The 25,547-nt window shown below is 58.2% G+C and carries 20 protein-coding genes; 3 read left to right on the top strand and 17 right to left on the bottom strand.

Annotated elements, in window-relative coordinates:
* Positions 1 to 3 precede the first annotated feature (3 nt).
* The 7 genes from hmeg3_RS06120 to hmeg3_RS06090 all read right to left on the bottom strand — a co-directional run bounded on the left by hmeg3_RS06120 (position 4) and on the right by hmeg3_RS06090 (position 7,520).
* Complete coding sequence (locus hmeg3_RS06120) at positions 4 to 1,338, bottom strand: hemolysin family protein (protein WP_094562953.1); 1,335 nt, start codon at positions 1,336 to 1,338, stop codon at positions 4 to 6.
* A 277-nt stretch (positions 1,339 to 1,615) separates the two neighbouring features.
* Positions 1,616 to 2,338 (bottom strand): hypothetical protein, encoded by a 723-nt coding sequence (locus hmeg3_RS06115; protein ID WP_094562952.1) that lies wholly within the window; start codon positions 2,336 to 2,338, stop codon positions 1,616 to 1,618.
* A gap of 252 nt (positions 2,339 to 2,590) precedes the next feature.
* Positions 2,591 to 4,009 carry a dihydropyrimidinase gene (gene hydA / locus hmeg3_RS06110; RefSeq protein WP_094562951.1) on the bottom strand — a complete coding sequence of 473 codons (1,419 nt, stop codon included), beginning with the start codon at positions 4,007 to 4,009 and terminating at the stop codon, positions 2,591 to 2,593.
* A 13-nt stretch (positions 4,010 to 4,022) separates the two neighbouring features.
* Complete coding sequence (locus hmeg3_RS06105; RefSeq protein WP_094562950.1) at positions 4,023 to 4,751, bottom strand: aspartate/glutamate racemase family protein; 729 nt, start codon at positions 4,749 to 4,751, stop codon at positions 4,023 to 4,025.
* 19 nt (positions 4,752 to 4,770) lie between these two features.
* Positions 4,771 to 5,562: an ABC transporter ATP-binding protein gene (locus hmeg3_RS06100; RefSeq protein WP_094562949.1), complete on the bottom strand. Its 792-nt coding sequence runs from the start codon at positions 5,560 to 5,562 to the stop codon at positions 4,771 to 4,773.
* A 21-nt stretch (positions 5,563 to 5,583) separates the two neighbouring features.
* Positions 5,584 to 6,399, bottom strand: coding sequence for an ABC transporter permease (locus hmeg3_RS06095; protein ID WP_094562948.1), 816 nt, complete (start codon positions 6,397 to 6,399; stop codon positions 5,584 to 5,586).
* Between the two features lie 62 nt (positions 6,400 to 6,461).
* Positions 6,462 to 7,520, bottom strand: a complete 1,059-nt coding sequence (locus tag hmeg3_RS06090; RefSeq protein ID WP_094562947.1) for an ABC transporter substrate-binding protein — start codon at positions 7,518 to 7,520, stop codon at positions 6,462 to 6,464.
* Positions 7,521 to 7,919: 399 nt separating this feature from the next.
* On the opposite strand from hmeg3_RS06090, the gene hmeg3_RS06085 reads away from it, so the two are divergent.
* From hmeg3_RS06085 to hmeg3_RS06075, 3 genes are all read left to right on the top strand, one after another.
* Positions 7,920 to 8,696, top strand: a complete 777-nt coding sequence (locus hmeg3_RS06085; RefSeq protein ID WP_094562946.1) for a GntR family transcriptional regulator — start codon at positions 7,920 to 7,922, stop codon at positions 8,694 to 8,696.
* A gap of 133 nt (positions 8,697 to 8,829) precedes the next feature.
* Positions 8,830 to 9,639, top strand: coding sequence for a TorF family putative porin (locus tag hmeg3_RS06080; protein WP_094562945.1), 810 nt, complete (start codon positions 8,830 to 8,832; stop codon positions 9,637 to 9,639).
* Positions 9,640 to 9,670: 31 nt separating this feature from the next.
* Positions 9,671 to 10,102: a hypothetical protein gene (locus hmeg3_RS06075; RefSeq protein ID WP_094562944.1), complete on the top strand. Its 432-nt coding sequence runs from the start codon at positions 9,671 to 9,673 to the stop codon at positions 10,100 to 10,102.
* Between the two features lie 39 nt (positions 10,103 to 10,141).
* Here the strand turns inward: hmeg3_RS06075 and hmeg3_RS25025 are convergent, their stop codons facing one another.
* From hmeg3_RS25025 to hpxZ, 10 genes are all read right to left on the bottom strand, one after another.
* On the bottom strand, positions 10,142 to 12,133 hold the full coding sequence (locus hmeg3_RS25025) for a methyl-accepting chemotaxis protein (RefSeq protein WP_094562943.1): 1,992 nt from the start codon (positions 12,131 to 12,133) through the stop codon (positions 10,142 to 10,144).
* A gap of 141 nt (positions 12,134 to 12,274) precedes the next feature.
* A complete protein-coding gene (locus hmeg3_RS06065) occupies positions 12,275 to 12,976 on the bottom strand; it encodes a response regulator (protein ID WP_094562942.1) in 702 nt (233 codons plus the stop codon).
* Between the two features lie 2 nt (positions 12,977 to 12,978).
* On the bottom strand, positions 12,979 to 15,693 hold the full coding sequence (locus hmeg3_RS06060; protein ID WP_198361792.1) for a DUF4118 domain-containing protein: 2,715 nt from the start codon (positions 15,691 to 15,693) through the stop codon (positions 12,979 to 12,981).
* Between the two features lie 282 nt (positions 15,694 to 15,975).
* A complete protein-coding gene (gene kdpC, locus hmeg3_RS06055; protein WP_094562940.1) occupies positions 15,976 to 16,554 on the bottom strand; it encodes a potassium-transporting ATPase subunit KdpC in 579 nt (192 codons plus the stop codon).
* A 36-nt stretch (positions 16,555 to 16,590) separates the two neighbouring features.
* On the bottom strand, positions 16,591 to 18,654 hold the full coding sequence (kdpB, locus tag hmeg3_RS06050; RefSeq protein ID WP_094566166.1) for a potassium-transporting ATPase subunit KdpB: 2,064 nt from the start codon (positions 18,652 to 18,654) through the stop codon (positions 16,591 to 16,593).
* A gap of 125 nt (positions 18,655 to 18,779) precedes the next feature.
* On the bottom strand, positions 18,780 to 20,573 hold the full coding sequence (gene kdpA, locus hmeg3_RS06045; protein ID WP_094562939.1) for a potassium-transporting ATPase subunit KdpA: 1,794 nt from the start codon (positions 20,571 to 20,573) through the stop codon (positions 18,780 to 18,782).
* Between the two features lies 1 nt (position 20,574).
* The gene (gene kdpF, locus hmeg3_RS06040) at positions 20,575 to 20,664 is read right to left on the bottom strand and encodes a K(+)-transporting ATPase subunit F (RefSeq protein ID WP_007883498.1); all 90 of its coding nucleotides are present in this window, start codon (positions 20,662 to 20,664) and stop codon (positions 20,575 to 20,577) included.
* A 407-nt stretch (positions 20,665 to 21,071) separates the two neighbouring features.
* Positions 21,072 to 23,219, bottom strand: coding sequence for a diguanylate cyclase domain-containing protein (locus hmeg3_RS06030; RefSeq protein ID WP_094562937.1), 2,148 nt, complete (start codon positions 23,217 to 23,219; stop codon positions 21,072 to 21,074).
* Between the two features lie 318 nt (positions 23,220 to 23,537).
* The gene (locus hmeg3_RS06025; protein WP_094562936.1) at positions 23,538 to 25,127 is read right to left on the bottom strand and encodes a gamma-glutamyltransferase family protein; all 1,590 of its coding nucleotides are present in this window, start codon (positions 25,125 to 25,127) and stop codon (positions 23,538 to 23,540) included.
* Between the two features lie 27 nt (positions 25,128 to 25,154).
* On the bottom strand, positions 25,155 to 25,538 hold the full coding sequence (hpxZ, locus tag hmeg3_RS06020; RefSeq protein WP_094562935.1) for an oxalurate catabolism protein HpxZ: 384 nt from the start codon (positions 25,536 to 25,538) through the stop codon (positions 25,155 to 25,157).
* Positions 25,539 to 25,547: the final 9 nt, after the last annotated feature.

The raw sequence follows: 25,547 nt of genomic DNA, 5'->3' as shown, positions 1-25,547 counted from the left end.
GCCCTATCCCTCCGACTCCCCAACCCACTCCCCATCCACCATCTTGGGAAAAACCTTCACCAACACAATCTTAGGCCCCTTCATCTTCACCACCACGATGTCAAACGCCGGGAACTCCACCTTCTGACCTTCCTTAGGCACCTCACCCAGCTTCTCCATCACCAGACCACCCACCGAGTCGACGCTCTCGTCGTACTCAAAATCAATGCCCAGCATATGCTCCAGGGTGACGATAGGCAGGCTGCCTTTGCCCAGCAAGGTGCCATCGTCCTGACGCGTCCACTCGTTGTTGGTATGACGAAATTCATCGCGAATCTCACCCACCAGCACGCTCAGCAAATTATCCAGGGTGATGAAGCCCAGCGCCGGCTGCCCCTGGCGACCGATGATCGCGAAGTGCGGAGAGCCGGTGCGGAAACGGCGCAGCAGTTCTTGCGCCGACAAACTCGGCGAAATGTATTGCACCGGACGCAGATACAAGCGCAGGTCAGAAACCGCCTTGCCGTCCTGCTGCGCAATGAAGACGTCCTTCAGGTGCAACAGTCCCAGCACCTCCTGACGCTCTTCATCAAAGTAGGGATAACGGCTGAACCGGTTGCGATAGATGATTTCCAGATTTTCTTGCTGCGTGTTGGCGGCGCTCAGGGCAATGATTTCATTGGCGGGACGCATCAGGTCCATGACTTTCAGATCACCAAAGTCCAGCGATTGCGCCAGGACGTTCCATTCATCGCGCGTGAACTTGCCCGCAGTCTTGCCACCGCCGCGCAAGATAAGCTTGAGTTCGTCCGACGAGTAGTGCGAATCGTGACCATGCGCACCGCCTAGCCCTGAAACGCGCAGCACCCAGTTGGCACTCAGGTTGAGCAGCCAGATCGCCGGATACATCGTCCAGTAGAAACCGTACAGCGGCATCGCACACCACAAACCGATGCGCTCCGGATTGCGGATGGCCATGGACTTCGGTGCGAGCTCGCCGACGACAATGTGCAGGAAGGAAATGATCACGAAAGCGAACACGAAGGACACGCCGTGTATCAGTTCCGGCGAGCTGACGCCAAGAAACGCAAACAGCGGCTCCAGCAAGCTGGCAAAAGCCGGCTCACCGATCCAGCCCAGACCCAGCGACGCCAGCGTGATACCCAGCTGACAAGCCGACAGATACGCGTCAAGTTGATTGTGGACAGTGGCGAGGATACGTCCGCGCAAACCTTGCGTCTTGACGATGGCTCTGATGCGAGTCTGGCGCAATTTGACCAGACCGAATTCTGCTGCGACGAAAAAACCGTTCAGCGCGACCAAAAAGAGGGCCGCGACGATCAGTAAGATGTTTTCCAACGAAGGTACCTATTGAGTAGTGAAGAAATTACGCATGCTGAAGAACAGCTAACAAAACAGCGCGAAGTCCGTCGGGTGGAACCGCGGATGCGCAATGAAGAAATCGCAAACGGGAAAAACTGCGAAAGTTTTGTTAGCTGCTCTTGCGTGTTGCTGCAAGCGCCAGACGTAATTTACCACGACAAGAGGAATTGTCAGAAAACAATGTCAATCCGGCAAGCCGGATTGACGAGTGTGAGGTGCGTTACAGAACGAACGGGAGTGATTGCGCCAACAATCAGCGACGCAGCTCAGGCGTGATGAAACGCAGGCCCAGTACCACATAGCGGCCTTGCATCTCGCGACCGAAGGTATTGCCGTAGGTCAGATCCATCTCGACGTGCTCCGGCACCAGCGCGGCGCGGATACCAGCCTGATAGCCGGGCTTGCCCTTGTTCTCACCGAATACTTCGCCGATGAAGGACAGCTTGTCCATCAATTGCGTCTCGTTGCCCAGACCCCAGGTCAGACGCGTGGTCTGCTCTTTCCCCCTGCGATTGAAACCGACATTGGTATGCAACAGCACCGCGTCGTCCTTGAAGGAGAACGAAGTCAGCAGTTTGGAATAATAATTCCACGAACGTTGACGCGTGCCATTGTTGTCGTCGCCACTATCGGTCTGCCGCACCACACCACCAAGCATGCCGATGCCATAACTGTTGGCCGACATTTCCTTGAAAACGGTTTTACCCTGGAGCTGGCTGTTTGAGAGATACATGCCATTGGCATCGCGCTGCCACGAATTGCCCCACGAAATCTCAAGATTGCCGGTGAGGTTGCACGACGGATTGAGCCATCGCTCGGTACCGTCACGATTGAATTTACCCCAGGTTTCCAACTGACATTTGTTTGCGCCGAGCACTTGTGCGTCATCGACATTCATTGCACCGGCAGCATGTGCCGACTGCATCCCCAGCAATCCATGGACGGCCATGGTTGCGATCATGAGTTGTTTTTTCATGTGTTACCCCGTCTTTAAGAATCTGACGCTGCCATCGGAAGACAACGTCCGGCGTGATGCTAGCACCATGCCTTTGGCAGGAGCAATCAGAAATCGAACGCGAGCCGGAGATTTTTAAATCCGTAGGCGAAATAACCACAATGACACGCGGAGGTCACACCTCCACAGACGTAGAAGTGTGACCGTAACATTGAAAATTTATTGTATTGAGAGTGCTTATCGTTTACGAGCAAGAGCGATGGAAGAGCCCGATCAACGTTTACGCGGACGCGCCGGATCAGGCAGACCGCACTTCAAGAATTCGCCGCGACCAATGGCTCCCTGCGGATCCTTACCGTCATACACCACTTCACCGCGCGAGAGCGTGGTCGTCGGCCAGCCGGTAACCGTGATGCCCTCATACGGCGTGTAGTCGACGTTGTGATGCAGGTTATCGTTAGAGATCACGACTTCCTTGTGCGGGTCCCAGATCGCGATGTCGGCATCGCCGCCGATGGCGATGGTGCCCTTCTGCGGATACAGGCCGTACATCTTCGCCGGATCGGTCGCCGTCAGTGCCACGAAGCGGTTGAGATCGATGCGGCCTTTGCCGACGCCTTCTGAAAACAGCAGTGGCAGACGTGTCTCCAAACCTGGTGTGCCGTTGGGGATATAGCGGAACGGAACTTCCTTCCCGCCCGGCATCTTGCCCTTGGGGTCGTCATAACGGAATGGCGCATGATCCGACGAAAACACCGTGAACAAGCCGCTGGCCAAACCGTCCCAGATGTGTTGCTGGTTTTCCTTGTCGCGCGGCGGCGGGCTGCAGATGCATTTAGCGCCGTGATAGCCCTCCTGGTCGAGATCGTCTGCAGTCAGCATGAAATACTGCGGGCACGTCTCGGCGTAAATGCGCAGGCCATGCCCATGCGCCCAGCGGATTTGCTCGATGGCTTCCTTGCCGGATACATGTACGATCAGAATCGGCACGTCGACCAGTTCCGACAGCGCAATCGCACGATGCGTGGCTTCCCGTTCCACCAGCATCGGCCGTGAAGTCGCATGGTACTTCGGCGCCGTCAGGCCGGCGTCTTCCAGTTGTTCCGTGAGCCATGCAATGCAGTCGGCGTTCTCAGCATGAATCATCACCATCGCACCTTCGCGCCGCGCGATGGCCAGCACGTCGATGATCTGGCGATCATTGAGCTTGAGATCGTCGTACGTCATGTAGATCTTGAACGAGGTATAGCCTTCGCTGATCAGCTGCGGCAGTTCCTCTTTCAAGACCTGTTCGGTCGGGTCGCTGACGATCATGTGGAAGGCGTAGTCGATCACAGCCTTGCCTTCAGCGCGGCGATGATAGTCCTCCACCGCAACGCGCAGCGACTGGCCCTTGGCCTGCGCGGCAAACGGAATCACCGTCGTCGTGCCGCCGCATGCTGCCGAAATCGTGCCGCTGCGAAAATCGTCGGCCATCTGCAGCCCCTCTTCCATCGGCTGGTCGAGATGGCAATGTGCATCGACACCGCCAGGCAACACCAGCTTGCCGCTGGCATCGATCTCTTGCCAGCCACGCGCCAGGTTACGCCCCAGCGCCACGACCTTGCCGTCGACAATGCCGACATCGCATTGCATGATGTCGGACGCAGTGGCGACGGTGCCGTTGCGGATTACCAGATCAAAGTCTTCCATGTTCGGCTCCGCCCTAAACTACATCGCGGAACAGACTGCCCCAATTGCGGATGCGCGACGGGTCTGACCCGGCCTGCCTGAGCGACTTCCACACCACGGTCGAGATAGTGTCGTAGATCGGGATGCCGACTTCGCGCTCCAGCTCTTCCACCAGCGGCGCGCCGCGCAGGTTGGTGCAGAAAATGGTGATGGCCTGCGGCTTCTCTTTGGCGACCTCGCGCACCATGGCGCGCAGCTCGTCGGCGCCGACTTCGGAGAACGAAAAATTATCCTGCTTGCGCAGATGGCGTTCGGCGATGCATTCCATGCCCGATGCTGCGTAGTTCTTGATGATCGCCGCCTGCACGTCATCAAGATAAGGCGTCACCAGGCCAAAGCGCTTGACGCCGGTGATGTCGAAAATCTCATTCAGCGCCAGCACCGAAGTGCATGCCGGGATGCCTGTCGCTTCGGTAATGCGGCGGCACAGGCGTTCGTCGGCGTCGAAACCGAGCCAACCCGACGAGGTGCCGTTCCAGCCGATGCTCTGCACCTTGGCGTGCGACAGGAGTTCAGCCGCACGCAGGATTTCACTGTCGTCGAATTGCGCCAGCGCCTGGTTCGACAAGGCGATCTCGGTGACGCGGAAGCGGCCGAAGTGCGCGCTGGCTTCGGGGATGTCGGCGATCATTGCGGTGGTGACCGGCTCCAGGGTGGTGTTGGAGGACGGTGTGAGCATGCCGAGCAGAGTACGTTGAGTCATGATGGTTTCCTTGTTTGGTCTAAGCAGCCAGCTTGACTGCATCGGCATGGGCGAGCGCGGATTCTTCGCGGATCAGGCTCAGCACATGGCGTTTGTATTGGTTGAATTCGGCGGTCGTGGTGTCGCGCGGCCGCGCCAGGTCGATGTCGATCAGATCGCGGATGCGGCCCGGTCTATGCGTCATGACGGCAACCTTGGTCGCCAGCACCAGCGCTTCGTCAACGCTGTGCGTGACGAACACAATCGTACCTTCATAACGCTGCCACAGCGTGACCAGCTCTTCCTGCATTTCCATCTTGGTTTGCGCATCGAGTGCCGCAAACGGCTCATCCATCAGAATCACGGATGGATTTTGCAACAGCGCGCGGGCGATGCCGACGCGTTGCGCCATGCCGCCCGAGAGTTCGGCCGGGAAGTGATTTTCGAAACCCTTGAGCTTCACTGTTTCGATGAAAGGCTGCGCTGCAGCGCGGCGTTCGGCGGCGCTCTTGCCTTGCAGCTTGAGTGAAAACGCGATGTTGTCCCACACCGGCAGCCACGGCATCAGGTTGGCTTGCTGGAACACCATGCCGCGATCGGCGCCGGGGCCGGTGATCGGCTTGCCTGCGACGGTCACGCTGCCGGAAGTCGGATGTTCAAAGCCGGCGATCATGTTCAGCAGCGTCGACTTGCCGCAACCGGACGGGCCGAGCAGGCAGAGGAATTCCTTCTTCTCCAGGCTCAGGGTGACGTTGTCGATCGCGAGCATATCAGTGCCGCGTTTTTTGTCTTTGAAGACTTTGACGATATTGTTGAGTTCGATAAATGCCATGATGATTCTCCTTGCCGAGTCTTATGCTTTGCCCTGCACTGTCGCCACATGCTGCCAGCGCAGTACCGAATTCATGATCAGTTTCAGGATCAGGTCGGCCAGATAGCCGAGCAAACCGATGCTGATCATGGCCGCGATCACCAGGTCATAGCGCAGGAAGTAATACGAATCCCACAGCGCGTAACCGAGACCGCTCTTTACCGCCACCATCTCCGCCGTCACGGTCAACATCCAGGCACTGCCGATACCGATGCGCAAGCCTGCGAAGATACTCGGCATCGCTGCAGGCAAGATCACGAAACGCAGCAGCTGGCTCTGATTGGCGCCGGCCATCGCCGCCGCGCGCAACAGATTGCGGTCGGATGTTTTGACGCCGTGCACGGTATTCATGAGGATAGGAAAGAACGCGCCGAGGAACACCAGAAAGATCGCCGGCTTGTTGGCGATGCCGAACCAGATGATCGCCAGCGGAATCCACGACACCGGCGGAATCGGCCGCAGCATTTGCACCGTCGGCTCGATGGCGCGCTCGACCCAGCGCCACCAGCCGATCGCCACGCCCAGCGCAATACCCGAGATCGCCGCAATCAGATAACCGGCCGTGACGCGCATGCAACTGGCCATGGCGTCGAAGATCCAGCGGCCACTGCTGTCCTGCGCCGCTTCGCTATAGCCGAAGATCCAGTCCATCCAGGTGGCGAACACGCGCGATGGCGCCGGCAGCAAGGAAGCAGGAATCGCTCCCGAACGGGAAAATGCTTCCCAGAACAACACCAGCAAAATCGGTACTGCGAAACGCCACTTCGCCTCCGACAAGGAGCGCATCAGTCCATTCATCGTGATCACCTGCTTTCTATCCAGTTTCTATCTGACTCAACCCGTCGTGCATACTGCCCAGATCAATAACCCAGTTCAGTCTTCGGCTTTTTGGTGACTTCCATCAAAAAGCTGTAGTCCATGTTCTTGTCGATCTGCGACGAGACATCGGTGGAGATGTACTTCAACTCTTTCATCATGGTGCCGATGGCTTGCGTTTGTGCGCGGTACATCTTGTAATCGGGGTAGGAATTCTTCAGTGCTTCAGTGGCGACCGTTTTATCCAGACCGGTACCCTTGACGATGCTGGCGACCCAGGCTTGCTTGTCCTTTTGCAGGTTGTCGACCAGGCGCACCACGGCAGCGACCGTCTCTTTCACCTCGGCCGGATGTTCCTTGATCACGTCCGAACGCGTGACGATCAGATTGGTCAGGCGACCTGCAGCTTGCTTGTACGGGAAGGCAAAATGCTTGCCGACGCCGGTCATGCGGATTTGCGAAGCGAACGGCTCAACCGAGCAGATCAGCTCGACTTCGCCGCGTTGCAGTGCGGCTGCGTGGTCGGATGGATTCGGGATGTTGACAAACTGCACGTCCTTGTTCGGGTTGATGCCGTTCAAGGCCAGTTCGCCGCGCATGTGCAAGTCTTGTGCGTTACCGCGGGAGGCGGCGATGCGGAATGGCTTGCCCTGCGCTTTGTATTCAGCGATCAGCTTCTTCAGACCGGCCCAGTCGTCAGATGCCAGGGCCGTGTCCTTGCCGACCAGCATTTCGGAACCGCCGTTGACCTGACCCGACACAGCCACCAGATCGAAACCCTTGTCGAGCCCGCTGACAAAAGACAGATAAGTCACCTGCGCAATGTCCACGCTCTTCGATACCAGCGCCGTCAGTGCATCGCTGCCGGCGGTGAAGTTGATGCCTTCGATGTCGACGTTCTTGGCCAGCTCAGGCACCAGCGCCATCGACATGCAGTGCGCGCATTTGGCGTAGGCCAGCTTGAATTTGGGCTTGGACTGGGCTTGCGCCGAACCGGCGAAAGCCAGGCTGCACGCCAGACCGAGCGTCACCGCAGCAGTGCGGAAGACAAACAGGCGTGATGTTTTTTGTACGCTTTGTGGTTGTTGTGCTTGGTATGGCATGGTGACTCTCCCGTAAGTAAGACAGTGAAGGCGACAGTAAATGAGGTAAAAACGAAGCAATGAAAATATAAATTGTGACAATTTAATTTATTGATTGCGACAATACATGCAATACCTGTGCCAGGACGGTTTTGACTCTAAACAGGTTTTGTGGAAGCGGGAATCATCCTGAAATCACCGTCATCGCACAGTGATCGGGAGCCATGCTGGTGCAAAGCAGGAAAAATCAAACCAAATCAGTGCGACAATATATTTTATAAATGCGGAGAAATTTTTCTCAAATTGTGACAATATATCTCCACAAAATTGACTCCCATTGGACTCAGGTACATCGCATGCACATTGCGTGCACACTGCACACGTCTTGCAGGCCAAGGGACACTTATTCAGGACAATGCAATGACCAGCACCACCGCAGCTACCGCGACCAAAGCCAGTACAGGACGAAAGAAATCCGTCAGCAAACCGGAAAACAGCCCGCTCCCGGCGCAAGCCGTCAGCGCCCGGCCGATGGCTGGCGACATCATTTATGAGCGCATCCTTACTTCCATCATGGAGCACCGCCTCACACCCGGCACCAAGCTGGTGGAAGAAAAGCTGGCCGGCATCTTCAACGTCAACCGCACGCGTGTGCGCGAGGTACTGGCGCGCCTGAGCCACGAAGGCCTGATCACCACCATCCCGAATCGCGGCGCCTTTATCGCCAGCCCGACGCCGAGCGAAGCGCGCGCCATTTTTGCTGCGCGCCGTCTGGTCGAACCGGCGCTGTTGCGCCATCTGTGCGAACACACCAAGCCCGAACACATTGCCCAGTTACGCGACCACGTCGCACAAGAAGCACAGGCGCGCGAAGCCAATGACCGGCGCGCGATCATCCGCCTGTCAGGTGAATTCCACATCCGCATCGCCGACATGGTCGAGAACCCGGTCATGAGCAAGATGATGCGCGAGCTGGCCTCGCTGACCTGCCTGATCATCGTACTGTACGACTCGCCGACCGTGCCCGCCTGCACCCACGACGAACACGGCGACATCATCAACGCCATCGCCGCCGGCAATGCCGAACAGGCTGTGGCGTCGATGATTGAACATCTGAATCACATCGAAGCAGTGCTCGACATGTCGGTGCCGCCGAGCGAAGAGGAAGATCTCGAGGCGGTGCTGGGGGTGATGTAAATCGGGAACCGGCGCAGATATCTCGTCGTTTTTTACGCGATGTTTATTCTGCCGGGCTGAAGTTTTATAAGAATTAAACGCCACTTTTCTTATCTTGTAGTCCACATCAACCTGACATGTGGAGTACAAGAAAATGACATCCCCGAAGAGCTTTCCCCTGGCGCTTGGCCGCCTGTTGATACTGACCGCAGGTGCAACGGCATTGCTGCAAGCCTTGCCGTCGCTGGCGGCTGACAGCAGCGATACACCAACAAGCACAGCGGCCGCTCCGGCCCCCGCTTTCACCACCAGCGCCAATATCGGCCTCTACAGCCAGTACGTCTTCCGCGGCCTGACACAGACCAATGAAAAGCCTGCTCTGCAAGGCGGCTTCGATCTGTCGCACGAGAGCGGTTTATATGCCGGAATCTGGGCCTCCAACATCAGCTGGATCAGTGATGCGACGCCAAGCGCTTCGGCCAGCCTGGAAGCCGACATCTACGGCGGCTTCAAGTATCAGTTCAATGACACGCTGACGGGCGATGTCGGCTTCCTGCACTACGCTTATCCGGGCAGCTTCCCCAGCGGCTACACCAAGGCTGACACCAATGAGCTTTATCTCGGCCTCGATGCCAAATGGATCTCGCTGCGTTACTCCTATGCCCTCGGCAATACCTTCGGCAGTGCCGACACGCGCGGCTCCAACTACATCGACTTGTCGCTGACCCATGAATTGTTTGCCGGCATCAACGGCGTAGCGCACGTCGGTCATCAACGCTACACCGGCCCCAATGCATCCAACCTGTCATACACCGACTGGAAGCTTGGCCTGAACCGCGACTTCTCCGGCTACGTTCTCGCAGCCTATTACACCGGCACCAACGCCAAGGATGCCGGCTATACCGTCAAGGGCAAGAACCTGGGCCGCAACCAGCTAGTGCTGGCAGTCTCGCGCACGTTCTGATCAACCGTATCCATTTGCTCCGGAGGCCATCATGCGCCACTACCTCATCCCTTCACACAAGCACACTCTTGGCGATCTTCTGAACGCTGCGGCAAAGCGCCGCAACCGGCAAAAGAAAGCGGCATGGGGTGTGATGCTGATGGTCATGTTGTATGTGGTACTGGGTCTGCAGCAGGCGCACGCGGTCGTGCCCTACCGCTCGCCGGAGGATTACGGCCCTTCGCTGGAAGCCAGAAATCACTTGCCCGCCTGCCGCCGTGCCGCCATGGAAACGATGGCGGCAATGGCTAACGCCAACGGCGTGGCAGGTGGCGGCAAGATAGAAAGTGAGAGTTTTGTCCAGCGTGCCGACGCGGAGTATTTCCGTTTTGTGATGCGCAACGGCACGAGAGAAGTACTGATCATCTGCGACGGACATGCGGGTGTGATCCGGCGGCAAATCGACATCTGGGGGGATCTTTAGGTTTCGCCGCACAGAGTAGGCAATGACGTTTAGCCGTCCTTAATCTGCCTCAGCCCGCGTTACGCGTGGAGGCTTGCCAATACGGCCATGAGGCCACGAATGATTCTTCAGTGACCGCATCGTCTTGTCGTCGACGCGGTGCTCTTCCTTGGTTTTAAAGAAGGCAATGGAGCGGCGTAATTTTTCAGCTTGCGCACTCATCTCTTCAGCGGTGGCTGCCAACTCTTCTGAGCCTGCAGCGTTCTGCTGCACTGTCATGCTGAGTTGAAACAGCGCCGAATTGATTTGTCCCACGCCGGAGGCTTGCTCTGCGGAAGCCTGTGTAATGTTTTGCACCAGCGTTGCCGTTTTCTCGATCCGCGGCACAAGCAACGCCAGCATATCGCTGGACTTCTCCGCCAGTTCAACACTCTTGCCGGCAACTTCTCCGATCTCCTGTGCGGCTGTCTGGCTACGTTCTGCCAGCTTGCGGATCTCCGCAGAGACAACCGCAAAACCACGACTCTGCCCACCCGCGCTGGCGGCTTCAATAGCGGCGTTCAAAGCGAGCAGGTTGGTCTGGTAAGCGATGTCATCAATCATATCGACCATTTTCGCGATCTGCTTCATCACAATCACGGTTGAGCGCACTACCGCACCACCCTCACTGGCATCTCCCGCAGCCTGGCCTGCCAGTGCTTCGGTAATCTTTGCGTTATTGGCGTTGCTGGTGATCGACAATGACATTTCTTCCAGCGACGCGCTGGTCATTTCAACACCGGCGGCCTGTTCATTGGCGCCGGAAGAAAGCAATTGCGCTGTGCTGCTGATTTCATGAGATGCATCGGCCAGTACGGATGCGCCTGTAGCGACCTCGGTGATGACTATCGACAAACGATCGACCATCTCTTTCATCTGGCACACCAGGCTGGAGCGATCGCGAGAGTCAACTTCAATGGGTTGTGTCAGATCGCCTTGCGCGACTTTTTTCAAGGCACGGATCACGTCGCTTGGCTCGCCGCCGAGCTGCCGGATCAGACTGCGGCAGATACACCATCCGAAAAGTGCGGCAAGCGCCGCGATCAGTATTACGCCACCAGAGAGCAGATTACGCATCTCGCGCTGCCGCGCGATCCGCTCGTTGATGAGCAGTTGTAATTGATCCGACGTCGCAAAGGCAATTTGATATTGTCTTTCGATCGCTTTGCTCACGACATCAAAGTATTCCTGAGGCGTAAGTCTGACACCATTGGGCGCTGTAATATTGTCGTTCGCCATCGCCAGCACTTCACTGCCCTGTGCAGTAGCCGCAGCGATGCTCGGCGCAAAACGATCCTTCAGCGCCGGGCGGACTTCATAGGCCTTCTCGAAATATCGGGTTGTCGTCTTACCAAAAAGACGTGCTTCGGTAATCAACCCGTACATTTTCGTAGACACCTCCGGAGTCATGTTGCCGCTGCTCAGCACACCGACACCCATACCGCGCAACTGTCCGAAATATTCGGTCAGCTGCGGCAAGTCGAAGTAAGTGGCGTGAACCAGATAGTAGACGTCCGCATCGGTATCGAGGGTGAGTTTGTATCTATCGCTGATGTGTTCAATCAACAGCAGCAGGTTCTGGCAAAGTTGGGTGTGGTGTTGAAAACTATCACTGGAAGTCAGGTCGCGAGTCCCAATGCTTTTGGAGAGGGCATTCCATTCAGAACGAATATTCTCCCAGAGAGATGAAGAAGAAAGACCACTGGGCTTCAAAGCCAGCGCCAGCTCATCCAACGCCAGATCCATGCGCCGGGCTGTGTCGCTGCGTTGCTGCGCCATCTGACCTGAAACCAGGAAAGCCGCGGATAACCCCCGGTGCTGCTGTGCAGCCTGCAGCACTTTCAGAGCGGCTCTACCGGGTTCCAGCCCGGCATATTCAAGACCCGATACGTCGATGCTTTTGTTTGCGCCGTCAACGTAGAGATAAAAAGGAAGAGCAACCAGCGCCAGCCCCATCAATCCCAGCAACGCGATTCGCTGCCACAATTTCATTCGTTGCAACGTTCGCATCATGGAGTCTCCGGTTTTTTTTATTTTAAAGGAGGACGTTGCATTTAAAACATTGAATTTATTTCATAAAATCGTTTAATTTTGGTCGTTACCCAATAAGGTCCTTAATTCGCCGCTTTTCGGCACCCTTTTTTAACTCGAAGCTCAACCCGGCTCCGCGTTCACGATACGGTATCCCACACCAATTTCCGTCAGGATGTATTTCGGCTGCGCGGAATCTTGCTCCAGTTTCTGACGCAGGCGTTGCATGTAAATGCGCAGGTAATGATGATCCTCCGTATGCGACGGCCCCCAACCTGCCGCAAGTAGCTGACGATGGGTAATCACGCGTCCGGCATCGCGTAACAAGGTGGAAATAAGGCGATGCTCAATCTGGGTCAGATGCACCGGCTCGCCGCCTTTGCTTGCAGTACGTGCCGGCAAGTCGATCAGCAGATCGCCAAGTCGGAAACGTCCGGTGGCGGCACTGGCCTGGCTGCGTCGGCGCAGTTGCGCACGGATACGCGCCAGCAACTCGGGTACGCCGAACGGCTTGGTCAGGTAATCGTCGGCTCCGGCGTCGAGTGCTGCAACTTTCTCTGCCTCCTGCGTACGCGCCGACAGGATCACGATCGGCACATCGCTCCATGATCGGATATCGGCAATAACCTGCTTGCCGTCCTGATCCGGCAGGCCGAGATCGACGATCACCAGATCCGGTTTGCGGGTGCCGGCTTCCACCATACCCTCTCGCGCAGTGCGTGCCTCGTGGACGACGAAACCTTCCTGTTCGAGCGCACCGCGCACCAGCTTGCGGATGTGAGCGTCATCTTCGACGAAAACGATATTGCCTGCGTGGTCCAACATGATTAATCCTCTTCCGGCAATGCCGGAGGTTGTTCGAGCGGCAGAGTAAAACAGACGCGCGCGCCACGGCCACCATCGGCTGGCAGCGCCCGTATCGTACCGCCATGTGCATCAACAATGGCACGGCAGATTGCCAGGCCGAGGCCGACTCCGGGTGTGCTCGATTCCGTATCGCCACGCGTGAATTTCTCAAACGCGCGCTCTTCCATCCCTGCGGGGAAACCCGGACCGCGGTCGATCACGCTGATTTCCATCATGCCGGCGTTGGCTTTGGCATCAACGACGATGATTTCACCGGCCGGCGCGTACTTGACAGCGTTCTCGATCAGATTGGCAAAGACGCGCTCAATCAGTACCGCGTCAAACCGCACCAGCGGCAAATCGACCGGAAGATGCGTCTCGACACGGCGCTCGCCCAACGTCTTGTTCAGCAGGCGCAACGCCGTACCGACCACTTCTTCTATCGAGTTCCACTGCCGGTTGAGCGTGATGCCCCCCGATTGCAGGCGTGCCATGTCGAGCAGGTTTTCCACCAACCCTGACATACGCTGCGATTGCTCGCTGATGGTGACGGCCATCTCGCGCTCATCCGCGCCCAGCGAAGGCACCCGCGCCAGTGCTTCGGCACTGCCGACCAACGAAGTCAGCGGCGTGCGCAAGTCGTGCGAAATCGCCGACAGCAAAGAATTGCGCAAGCGCTCCGACTCCATCGTGACCAGCGCATCCTGCGCCACTTCGGCGTAGTGCAGACGTTCGATGGCCATGGCGATCTGTGAACAGAAAATTTCCAGCATCTGCCGATTCTCCGGCAAGGCCAGTTGCAAAGGATCGTCAGCGACAAAAGCCAGTACGCCGCGCGTACGCATGGTGGCGTTCAAAGGCAGATACAAGGCCTGGGCCGCCGGCAAAGTCGCCGTGCCATGTCCGGCCGCCTGATCATTGTCATAGACCCATTGCGCGACCCCCAGATCGATCTGCTGCAAGGCATGCGCGTCATGTTGTTCCGGCGCGGCGACACGAACGTGCTCACCGCTGTCAGGCAGGCAGAATGCGGTCTTTGCACCAAACACCGCACCGAGATGGCGCCGGCCGATTTCCAGGATCTGCTCCAGCGTCAGCACCGCCGCCAGTTCCTTGCCTAGCATGTACAGGTTGCCCGCGCGTGCTTCACGCAACATCGCGACGTTAGCCTGATGCCGCATGCGCGATGCCAGCGAACTGATGAACAGCGACACCGCCAGCATCACCATCAAGGTAATCAGATACTGCGCATCCGACACACTGATCGAAAAGCGCGGCGCCACGAAAAAGAAATCGAAAGCCAGCACGCTCAGGATCGATGCCAACGCCGACGCTGAGCGACCATAGCGCACCGCAACGATCATCACGCCGACCAGATACAGCATGATCACATTGGCCGGATGCAGATAAGCGATCAGCCACCAGGCCAAGGCAGTTGTTACGGCACAACTGACCGTTGCCCATAGATAGCCGCGGCGGCGGCGCAAACGTCCGCTGTCGTCGCGCGTTTCTTCTGCGGCAAGCCTCGGACTTTCATCCTGCCCGGAACTCGCCGGACGCGCCACGGTATAGACGTCGATATCCTTGCCCTCGGCCCCGATGCGCTCGGCCAGATTCTTGCGCCACCAGCGCGTCCAATGCGTCCAACGGCGGCCATGCGACTGGCCGATCACCAGTTTGCCGGCATTACGGCTGCGCGCAAATTGCACCAACGCCTGCGCCACGTCTTCGCCGGTGATACTGGCGGTTTCGGCGCCGAGCGATTGTGCCAGCTTGAGATTCTTGAGGATCCGTTCGCGCCCGGCCAGCGTCACGCGCGGCCAGCTCGGCGCATCCACATGCACCGCCAGCCAGTCAGCCTGCAGTTTAGCCGCCAGCCGTGCAGCGGCACGCACCAGCTTGTCTTCGTCGGCACGCGCGCCGATGGCGACCACGATACGTTCCTTGGTTTGCCACAGCTGCACGATGGAGCGGTCGGCGCGGTACTCGCGCATATCCGCATCAACACGGTCGGCAGTGCGGCGCAAAGCGATCTCTCGCAGCGCCAGCAGATTGCCTTTGCGGAAAAAATTACGACCGGCCTTCTCGGCTTGTTGCGGCAGATAGACCTTGCCTTCCTTGAGACGCTGCAACAGCTCGTCAGGTGGCAGATCCACCAGCGTCACCTCGTCGGCTTCGTCGAAGACATGATCCGGAATCGTCTCATGCACACGGATACCGGTGATCTGTCCGACTACGTCATTGAGGCTTTCGATGTGCTGGACGTTGACGGTGGTGTAGACATGGATACCCGCATGCAGCAGCTCTTCGATGTCTTGCCAGCGCTTGGCGTGACGCGAACCGGGTATGTTCGAATGCGCCAGCTCGTCGACCAGGATGACGTGCGGTTTGCGTTCGAGTGCGGCATCGAGGTCGAATTCATACAGTGTACGGTCGCGGTATTGCGTACTGCGCAGCGGCAAGCGCTCGATGCCTTCGAGCATGGCTTCGGTATCGGCGCGGCCGTGGGTTTCTACAATGCCGGCGATGACCTCTTCATTCTGCTCACGCAGGTTTTGTGCAGCGGCGAGCATGGCGTAGGTTTTGCCGACGCCGGCGGAGGAGCCAAAGAAAATCTTGAGACGACCACGCGCCTGACGGTCTTCGTCGCGCATGACGCGGTCGAGCAGTTCGTCGGGGTTGGGGCGGGTGGGCATGGTGGGGGTATTGTAGTTTGAAATGGGCTTTTTTCGGATGTGTTGATGATGTTTTGGATGGTTTGTGTTTTGTTCCGACCTTGCTTTGTAGGGTGCTTCGACGTTTCTCTCTTCGGACGACCCAGCCGGGAGTAGCCCGGCGGCTACTCACTTTCTTTGCTTCGCCAAGAAAAGTGAGCGGCTGCCGAGCCGCCCCCGGCAACCCCGGTCCGTCCGAAGAACGAACGCCGAAGCTACCAAAAAGCAAAAGCAAGCAAACAGAAAACAATAAAACAGAACATCTTAAGTTTTGCTCAACGCATCCAACGCCAGATTCAACTTCAGCACATTCACCCGAGGCTCCCCAAACAAACCCCACTGCGGAGCCTCAGTCTGCGCCTTCACCAGCTCGCGTACCTTGTCCAAAGACAAACCTCGCGCCTGCGCCACCCGCACGACCTGATACTCCGCTGCCGCTGGACTGATCTGCGGATCCAGACCGCTTGCCGACGAGGTCAGCAAATCCACAGGAATCTCCCGGGCAGAACCAGGATTAGCCGCCTGCAAAGCCTCAGCCCTTCCCTTCGCGGCATCCACCAGCGCCGGATTCAGCGGCCCCAGATTGCTGCCGCCGGAAGCCATGCCGTTATACGGAAACGTGCCGGTTGCAGAGATACGACCCCAGAAGTATTTTGGCTCGGTGAAATTTTGACCGATCAGTTCCGAACCGACCGGCACGCCGTCACGCACGATGACGCTGCCGTTTGCTTCCTTGGGGAAAAAGGCCTGCCCGACCAACGTCACGACAGCAGGATAGATACCACCAAGGATCACTGACATGAAAATGAACAGAGAAACGGCGGGACGCAAATAAGTTTTCATGAATAACTCCTTGTACAGAATAAGTGCAGAACCGGATCAGGCCAGACCGAATACGCCGAGCAGCACGTCAATCAGCTTGATGCCCACGAACGGCACGATCAAACCGCCCAAACCGTAAATCAACAGATTGCGACGCAACAGCACGGCCGCGCCCAATGCCCGATAACGCACACCGCGCAAGGCCAGAGGGATCAGCACGACGATCACCAGCGCATTGAAAATCACCGCCGACAGGATCGCCGACGAAGGATTGTTCAGATGCATGATGTCCAGCGCCGCCAGTTGCGGATACGTGGTCGCAAACATCGCCGGGATGATGGCGAAGTACTTGGCGACGTCGTTGGCGATACTGAAGGTGGTGAGGCTGCCTCGTGTCATCAGCATCTGCTTGCCGATCTCGACAATCTCGATCAGCTTGGTCGGATTGGAATCCAGGTCGACCATGTTGCCGGCCTCCTTCGCTGCTTGCGTGCCGGTGTTCATGGCGACCGCAACGTCGGCTTGTGCCAGCGCCGGCGCGTCGTTGGTGCCATCACCGGTCATTGCAACCAGCTTGCCTTCGCTTTGATGCTGACGGATCAGCGACAGCTTGTTCTCCGGCGTGGCTTCGGCGAGGAAGTCGTCAACGCCCGCTTCGGCCGCAATTGCCGCTGCGGTGAGACGGTTGTCGCCGGTGATCATGATGGTCTTGATACCCATGCGGCGCAGCTCGGAGAAACGCTCCTTGATGCCGCCCTTGACGATATCTTTCAGCTCGATCACGCCGAGCACACGGACTGAGCCGTTGGATGCGTCGGTCTCGGCCACCACCAGCGGCGTGCTGCCGCGACGGGCGACAATATCGACGGCCGCAGCGACTTCTGCCGGAACCTGTTGACCGGCTTGCTCGGCCAGCTTGCGGATGGCATCGGCTGCACCCTTGCGGATCTGGCGATTGCCGATGTCGACGCCTGACAAGCGCGTCTGCGCGGTGAAGGGAATGAAGACTGCGCCCAGTGTCGCCATCTCGCGTTCACGCAGGTTGAAGCGCTTCTTGGCCAGCACCACGATACTGCGGCCTTCCGGTGTTTCGTCGGCGAGCGAAGCGAGTTGGGCGATATCGGCCAGCTCTTGTTCACTCACGCCGTTGGCCGGCAGGAAGGTCGAAGCCTGGCGATTGCCGAGGGTGATGGTGCCGGTCTTGTCCAGCAACAACACATCAACGTCACCTGCTGCTTCCACTGCGCGGCCAGAGGTGGCGATGACGTTCGCCTGCATCATGCGGCTCATGCCGGCCACACCGATGGCCGACAACAGGCCGCCGATGGTAGTCGGGATCAGGCACACCAGCAAGGCGATCAACGCCGTTACGGTGACGGGCGAGCCGCCATGGGCAACGTTGACGCTGAACACCGAGAACGGCAGCAAGGTTACCGTCACCAGCAGGAACACGATGGTCAGCGCAACCAGCAACAAGGTCAGTGCGATCTCGTTAGGCGTCTTCTGACGCTTGGCGCTTTCCACCATGGCGATCATGCGGTCGAGGAAGGCTTCGCCGGGGTTCACCGTGACGCGCACGATGATCCAGTCCGACAGCACGCGAGTACCGCCGGTGACGGCAGAAAAGTCACCGCCCGACTCGCGGATCACCGGTGCCGATTCACCGGTGATGGCGCTTTCGTCAACGGTGGCAACACCTTCAACCACTTCGCCGTCGGCGGGAACATAATCGCCCGCTTCGATCAGCACGAAGTCACCCTTGCGCAAGCTTGCACCTTCCACCAGTTCGCAACGGTCAGCGCGGTTTGCCCGTTGCAGCTTCTTGGCAACCACGCTCTTCTTGGCGCTGCGCAGCGATGCTGCCTGCGCCTTGCTGCGGCCTTCCGCCAGTGCTTCGGCGAAATTGGCAAACAAGACGGTGAACCACAGCCAGACCGCGACGGCCAGGATGAAACCGGCCGGCGCTTCGCCCTGACCGTTCAGCGCTTGCACATACAAGAGCGTGGTCAGGATGCTGCCGAGATACACCACGAACATCACCGGATTGCGCCACTGAGCGCGTGGCGACAACTTGCGGAATGAGTCGATCATGGCCGGTTTGACGATTGCCGGATCGAACATCCATTTGGTGGCGGACTGCGCGCCGGATGCTGTCGGTGTGCTCACTTGTGTAGCAGCAACCGTAGCAGCCGGAGTTACAACTTTTTTGGCAGGACTATTTGCCATGTTTTTCTCCAATTCAGACATTAGTGAATCGCCAGCATCTGCAGATGCTCGATCACCGGACCCAGCGCCAGCGCCGGGACATAAGTCAATGCACCGACCAGGATCACCGCGCCGATCAGCAGCGTGACGAACAGCGGGCCGTGCGTCGGCAAGGTGCCGGAAGTTGCCGCCAGACGCTTCTTGCCGGCCAGCGAACCTGCCATGGCGAGCACCGGAACAATGATGCCGAAGCGGCCCAGCCACATGGCGATGCCGGTCATGACGTTGTAGTAAGGCGTGTTGGCGGACAGGCCGGCAAAGGCGCTGCCGTTGTTATTGGCGGCCGAACTGAAGGCGTAGAGGATTTCCGAGAAACCGTGTGCGCCGGGGTTGGCGATACCGGCCAGGCCGTTTTCGACCATCACCGAAATCGCCGTCATCACCAGCACCAGCGCAGGCGTCATCAGGATGGCGATCGACATCATCTTCATGTCGAACACGCCGATCTTCTTGCCCAGGTATTCCGGCGTACGGCCGATCATCAGCCCGGCGATGAAGACCGCCAGCACCGCGAAAATCAGCATGCCGTACAAACCTGCACCAACGCCACCGAAGACCACCTCGCCCAGTTGCATCTGCAGCATCGGCACCAGTCCGCCCAGCGGTGACAGCGAGTCATGCATGGCGTTGACCGCACCGCAGGATGCTGCCGTCGTGATTGCCGCAAACAGGCTCGATGCGATGATGCCGAAGCGGGTTTCCTTGCCTTCCATCATGCCGCTGATGCCATTGCCCTGCGCAGCATGCGCCGCAGCAAGCGCCGGATTGGGCTGCTGCTCGAAGTACATCACCGTCACCGTCATGACGATAAACAGCAACGTCATCGCAGCCAGAATCGCCCAGCCCTGACGCCGGTCTCCGGCCAGCATGCCGAAGCTGGTGCACAACGCAGCGGGAATGATCAGGATCGCCAGCATCTGCACAAAGTTCGACAGCGGTGTCGGGTTCTCATACGGATGCGCCGAGTTGGCATTGAAGAAACCGCCGCCGTTGGTGCCGACCATCTTGATGGCTTCCTGTGACGCGACCGGGCCCATCGGCAAGGTTTGCTTGCTGGTCTTCATCTCATCGACGAGCGGATTGCCCTTCTCATCCTTGAGCGGCTGGCCTTGCGGATCCAAACGCGGCACGGAGTAGACGGTGGTTTCCAGCGTAGACACTTCCACATAGGATTTGAAGTTCTGGATCACGCCCTGACTCATCAACACCACGGCAACCAGCACCGACAGTGGCAACAGCACGTAAAGGCTGGAGCGCGTCATGTCGACCCAGAAATTCCCGATGCTCTTGCTGCTGTGACGTACGAAGCCACGGATCAATGCAAAGGCGACGGCGATACCGGTGGCAGCGGAGAAGAAGTTTTGCACCGCCAGCGCCAGCATCTGCGTCAGGTAGCTCATGGTGCTTTCGCCGACGTAGCCCTGCCAGTTGGTGTTGGTGACAAAGCTGACGGCGGTGTTGAACGATGAATCGGCACTGACGTTAGCCATGCCGGCCGGGTTCAGCGGCAGCCACAGTTGCAGACGTTGCAGGGCGTAGACGACGAACATGCCGACGATGTTGAACAGCAGCATCGCCAGCGCGTATTGCTTCCAGCCCATTTCGGCGTCTGTACGGATACCGCTCAGACGATAGAGAAAATGCTCCATGCCGCCGAACAGGCGATTGACGGCGGACTTGCCCTCCATCGCGCGGGCGATGTACCAGCCCAGTGGCACCGACAGCAAAAGCAGGACGACCAGATAGATCGCCAGTTGGGTAATTGAGGCAGTCATGTCAGAAGGCCTCCGGCTTGATCAGGGCGTAAACCAGGTACGCCAACAGGCCGACCGATACGGCCAGCCCCAGTATTTGCATGACGCTCATTGCATGTCCTCCAGCTTTTTGCAGGCGACGACAAATGCCCACATCGCGACGCTGCAAGCCAGCAAGCCGCCGATATATACGAAATCCATGTCCTACTCCCTTGATGATTACTTACGAGGCAAACGATATGGGGAAGAGCATCAAATCCGGATAAAACTATCGGCGGGCGGTATAAATTTTGTGTAAACAAACGGCCGCGGTCATGAGGCAATCAAATCTCCTTACGATCCGATTGCGCTCTTCCAGAAGTTGTAGAAAGTAAAATTGGCGAGGCCGGCGAGCAAGCGACCGTAGCGGCGGAATGCCGAGGCCATGGAAAAATGCGAGGGAGTGATCGCACCGGTCGTAACGCGGTGCTGCGGGAAGAGTAAAAACAGGATGGAGAAGCGCAGCCGAAAAGACAGCAATTAAGCGGTGTTTTCTTCCGTGCTCCATTCGACGCGGTTCTTGCCGGCCTTCTTGGCGGCGTACATGGCCTTGTCGGCGTGTGCGACCAGGCTGTCTTGCGTCGTATGCTGGTTCGGATCGTAGATGGCGACGCCGATACTGCTGGATACGTTGACGGTTGCCGCCTTCAGGATGAAAGGGCGACGCATTGTCAGCAGGATTTTATCCGCTACCGCCATGGCATCTGCGATGGTGTGCAAACGCTCCAGAATGACCGTAAATTCGTCACCAGCCAGTCGCGCTACCGTATCGACTTCACGCACGGAATCAATCAGGCGCTCGGCAAACTGCACCAGCAGTTCGTCACCGGCTTCATGGCCATACTTATCGTTGACGCCCTTGAAACCATCGATATCCATGAACAGCAAGCCCATCTGCTGCGGCTCGCGAACGGCGCGCGCCATGGCTTCCGGCAATTTTTGCGTAAACGCACGGCGGTTTGGCAAGCCAGTCAGGATGTCGGTCAACGCCATTTCCTGCAATGAGTGGCGGAAAGCCTGGCGATCCGTGATGTCGTGCAGGAAGGCGATGAACAGATGGCCGGTGCGGCGCTGCACGTAACCGACTGTCATCTCAACCGGCAGCTCTTTGCCGTCGCGGCGCAGTGCATTGATTTCGATACGGTTGTTGATCACGACGCCTTCACCGGTGGAGAGGAAATGCTTCATGCCGCGACGATGCAATTCGCGCTGTTCAGGCGGCACGATCATCTCGGCCAGTTCATGACCGTAGGCTTCCTTGCGCGACCAGCCAAGCAGTTGCTCGGCCTGGCGATTCCATTCCACCACCATGCCGTCTTCATCGATGGCGATGAAGGCATCATGGGCGTTTTCCAGAATGGCGCGCAATTCGTTTTCGCTTTCTTCCAGCTTGATCTGGTTTTCGCGCTGACTGTCGAGCGACTGCTGGAGCGCGATGGCGGTTTCGTGCAAGCGGCTGGTGCGATCCTCTACGCGCTGCTCAAGGCCTTCGTTGAGCGAGCGCACTTCACGCAGATAGTTTTCTTCACGCTGCACCATGGCTGACAGCGTCGACGACAGCAGCTGGATTTCGTAATACGTACTGACGATGGGGATGTGGACGTCCTGGGCACCGGTCGCACGGCGTTCCAGCGCAGCGCTCAGCGCATTCATCGGCGACACCAGGCGACGCGTGAGGAAGAAGGCCAGCAGCATCAGCGCCAGTCCTACCAGGCAGCCGACGAACAGCACCTGACGCTCCAGTTCCTTGAAGCCGGACATGGCGACCTGCTCCGGCTGGCGGACCAGCACGGTCCATTTCATTTCTGTGTATTCGCTGTTGAGACCCGTGCGTGCAAAACCGGTCAGATAAGGCTCACCTGTTTCGCTCACCTCACGCAAGGACCCCGAAGGCAAACGCAGCGATGCCTTGAAGCTGTCGCTGGAGATTTTCTTTTCTTCCAATTCCTTTGGGCCGAGCAAGACCGTACCGTCTTCACGCACGATCATGATCTCGACGTCGTAGCGATCGTTGGCTGGATTGAGCAGTTTCTTGGCGAGATCGCGCGCCCAATTCCAACTCAGATGTACCCCGAGTACGCCCTGAAACTGGCCGTCCGGACTCATGATCGGTGTAGCGATATCGACGAAGCGCCACGGATCGCTCATGACCGGTAGCTTCTTTTCCAGCAGGACGGCGGGATGATAGTCACCGACGAAGAATTCCTTCTGCGCCTGTTGGAACCACGGCCGCTGCGCAACGCTCTGGTTTTCCAGTATGCCGTTGGCGGCGGCAAAGACGTTGCCGTCCGGCGTGGCAAAACCTATCCAGGCGTAGTTGGGGACGTTTTTCTGAAGTTCATTGAAGACTGCGCGCATGCGCGCCGGGTCTTTGGCTTCGCGCACGGAAGGACGCTGCGACAAAATTTTGACGTCGATGTAGCGCTCGGCCATGCTGCGATCCAGCGCATCCTGCATCTGCCAGGCCAGTTGATTGAGCCGTGCTTCTGCTTCGCGGCGCGCATAGCTGCGGGTAAACTGGTCAACCAGAATCAATACCGATACGGTCGTAATGAGCACAGACAGCACCACGCCGAGGGTGACCCATGATGAGAGGCTCAACGTCGACGAGATTTTCTTTATGCTCAAAGTGACTCCAGCTGCTTTACAACATTATTCCGGAGGCAATGACGCAATCAAGCGGATCTTGCCAAAGTGTCCCGGAAAGTTCGTTGTTTTTTGTAAGGGACAACGAAATATTAGCTGCTGAATTGTAGTTGGAGCAATAAATGATTTGTTGTCAAAAAATAAAATGCCATTTTGACAATTTTCTATAAGCAACGCGATGGCGCGCCATACCGCTCGGAATGCACTCTCTATTGCGCCGCCCCTAGTAAACAGGCCTGTAAACAGAAATCGCCCGCACAGCGGGCGACTTTCAGGAAAACAACACTCTGACTGCCGAACTCAGACGCCGGCGCAAATTCCGTCGGCGCGCGGGTCGGTGGCGCCTTCAATCAAGCCACCCGGATGGACGCACACAGCACCCGCATGCCCCATCATGTCGGTGTAGTCAGCGACGATTTCGACGTCATGGCCGGCCCGCTTCAACGCATCAACCACCTGCTCCGGCACCCGTCCTTCCAGCTTCAGATTGGTGGATGCGGCACCCCAGGTACGACCGAGCAACCAGCGCGGCGCACTGACTGCCGCCTGCATGTTTTGTCCGAACAGGATATGGCGGCTGTACACCGCGGCCTGCGTCTGCGGCTGACCTTCGCCGCCCATCGTGCCGTAGGCCAGCGTGCGGCCGTCCTTGAGGCGCGCCAGCGAGGGATTGAGCGTGTGGAATGGCAGCTTGCCCGGTTGCAGTTGATTGGCGCCGTCGTCAAGCGTGAAGCTGGCGCCGCGGTTTTGCCACACCACGCCGGTGCCTGATGGCACCACGCCGCTGCCGAATTCCCAGAAAATACTCTGTATATAGCTGACCACCCGGCCCTGCGCATCCGCGGCCCCCATCCAGATGGTGTCGCCCGGCTTCGGCACGTGCGGCCAGGGCGCGGCGCGCTGCATGTCGATCTGCGCGGCTTCACGATCCAAGGCATCGGGCAACAGCCAGTCGGCGGCATTGACCGACATGTGCGCCGTGTCGGTCACATATTTATTACGCAGAATGAAGGCGCGCTTAGTCGCTTCAACCAGACCGTGGATGTGTTCAAAGCCGTCTGCCTGCGCCTGTGTTATGCCCAGGCGATCAAACAGACCCAGGATCATCAACGCCGATACGCCCTGCGTCGGCGGCGGCAGGTTGTAGATACTGCCGGACTTCATCTGCACCATCAGCGGCTTGACCACTTGCGCGCGATACGCTGCGAGGTCGGCGGCACGCAAAGGGCTGCCGGCCTGCTCCAGACCGGCGGCCAGCTTTTGCGCCAGATCACCGCGATAGTAATCATCGAGACCGGCTTCAGCCAGACGCGACAGTGTTGCCGCCAGCGCCGGTTGTTTGAGAATATCGCCCAGTGCAGGCGCGCCCTGTGCCGCATAGGTCTCGGCAAAGCCCGGCTGATCCTTGAGTTCATCCCACTTGTCATGCGTCAGTTCGGCTTGCGAGCGCGTCACCGGCACGCCGGCAGTCGCGTGATGAATCGCATCGGCCAGCAGGCGCGACACCGGCAAACTCTTGCCCCAGCCTTTGGCGACATCCAGCGCCGCCGCCCAGCCGCCGACAGCACCGGCCACGGTCAGCGCAGCACGCGGGCCACGCGTCGGAATCGCAGCGTCGCCATGTTGTGCGTAGAAATCCTTGGTTGCCAGTGCAGCCGACTGGCCGCAGGCTTGCACCGCCACCGGATCGCGGCCGGGTTCGCTGATGACCCAGAAGCCGTCGCCGCCGATGCCGTTCATGTGCGGATACACCACGGCAATGGCTGCCGCAGCGGCTACCATGGCTTCGACGGCATTACCGCCTTCGCGCAATACGGCGGCGCCTGCTTGCGCGGCGAGGTGATGAGGTGCGGTGACCATGCCACCGATGCAAGTCTTGCTATACAACATAGTTTCGGACTCCTGATGTTCTTGTCTTTAATTATCCATCCACGACACATGCGCCGCCACGATCCGCCAGCCTTGCGGCAAGCGCAGCCAGGTGTGGCTCTGGCGACCGATGCGTGCTTCACCGGCTTTGGTGAATTCGGTGTTGGCGGTGGCGTAGTCACGGCCATACGTGGTGATCACGGTCTGACGCAAGTCGCGTGCCAGATTCTTGGGCGAGCGGCTGTTGCGGAAAGCCTGAATGGTATCGTAACCGATCAGGTTTTCGGTGGCGCCGTAACGCAAGGTGTGCGGACTGTTCCAGAACAGCTCGTCCAGGATGGCGAGGTCGTTGTTGACCAGCGCGTATTCGTAACGCTCAAAAGCGGCTGTGACTTCGGCGACGACTTCCGGCCGGTTGATCTCGTGTTCCATACGTCCTTT

The organism is Herbaspirillum sp. meg3, from assembly GCF_002257565.1.
GTDB lineage: Bacteria > Pseudomonadota > Gammaproteobacteria > Burkholderiales > Burkholderiaceae_D > Herbaspirillum.
This window is presented reverse-complemented; position numbering and strand designations above follow the sequence as displayed.

Excerpts from the sequence above, each read along its gene's own strand:
- hmeg3_RS06115 (WP_094562952.1), bottom strand. The coding sequence starts at position 2,338 with ATGAAAAAACAACTCATGATCGCAACCATGGCCGTCCATGGATTGCTG.
- hydA (WP_094562951.1), bottom strand. The coding sequence starts at position 4,009 with ATGGAAGACTTTGATCTGGTAATCCGCAACGGCACCGTCGCCACTGCG.
- hmeg3_RS06105 (WP_094562950.1), bottom strand. The coding sequence starts at position 4,751 with ATGACTCAACGTACTCTGCTCGGCATGCTCACACCGTCCTCCAACACC.
- hmeg3_RS06100 (WP_094562949.1), bottom strand. The coding sequence starts at position 5,562 with ATGGCATTTATCGAACTCAACAATATCGTCAAAGTCTTCAAAGACAAA.
- hmeg3_RS06095 (WP_094562948.1), bottom strand. The coding sequence starts at position 6,399 with ATGAATGGACTGATGCGCTCCTTGTCGGAGGCGAAGTGGCGTTTCGCA.
- hmeg3_RS06090 (WP_094562947.1), bottom strand. The coding sequence starts at position 7,520 with ATGCCATACCAAGCACAACAACCACAAAGCGTACAAAAAACATCACGC.
- hmeg3_RS06085 (WP_094562946.1), top strand. The coding sequence starts at position 7,920 with ATGACCAGCACCACCGCAGCTACCGCGACCAAAGCCAGTACAGGACGA.
- hmeg3_RS06080 (WP_094562945.1), top strand. The coding sequence starts at position 8,830 with ATGACATCCCCGAAGAGCTTTCCCCTGGCGCTTGGCCGCCTGTTGATA.
- hmeg3_RS06075 (WP_094562944.1), top strand. The coding sequence starts at position 9,671 with ATGCGCCACTACCTCATCCCTTCACACAAGCACACTCTTGGCGATCTT.
- hmeg3_RS25025 (WP_094562943.1), bottom strand. The coding sequence starts at position 12,133 with ATGATGCGAACGTTGCAACGAATGAAATTGTGGCAGCGAATCGCGTTG.
- hmeg3_RS06065 (WP_094562942.1), bottom strand. The coding sequence starts at position 12,976 with ATGTTGGACCACGCAGGCAATATCGTTTTCGTCGAAGATGACGCTCAC.
- hmeg3_RS06060 (WP_198361792.1), bottom strand. The coding sequence starts at position 15,693 with ATGCCCACCCGCCCCAACCCCGACGAACTGCTCGACCGCGTCATGCGC.
- kdpC (WP_094562940.1), bottom strand. The coding sequence starts at position 16,554 with ATGAAAACTTATTTGCGTCCCGCCGTTTCTCTGTTCATTTTCATGTCA.
- kdpB (WP_094566166.1), bottom strand. The coding sequence starts at position 18,654 with ATGTTCGATCCGGCAATCGTCAAACCGGCCATGATCGACTCATTCCGC.
- kdpA (WP_094562939.1), bottom strand. The coding sequence starts at position 20,573 with ATGACTGCCTCAATTACCCAACTGGCGATCTATCTGGTCGTCCTGCTT.
- kdpF (WP_007883498.1), bottom strand. The coding sequence starts at position 20,664 with ATGAGCGTCATGCAAATACTGGGGCTGGCCGTATCGGTCGGCCTGTTG.
- hmeg3_RS06025 (WP_094562936.1), bottom strand. The coding sequence starts at position 25,127 with ATGTTGTATAGCAAGACTTGCATCGGTGGCATGGTCACCGCACCTCAT.
- hpxZ (WP_094562935.1), bottom strand. The coding sequence starts at position 25,538 with ATGGAACACGAGATCAACCGGCCGGAAGTCGTCGCCGAAGTCACAGCC.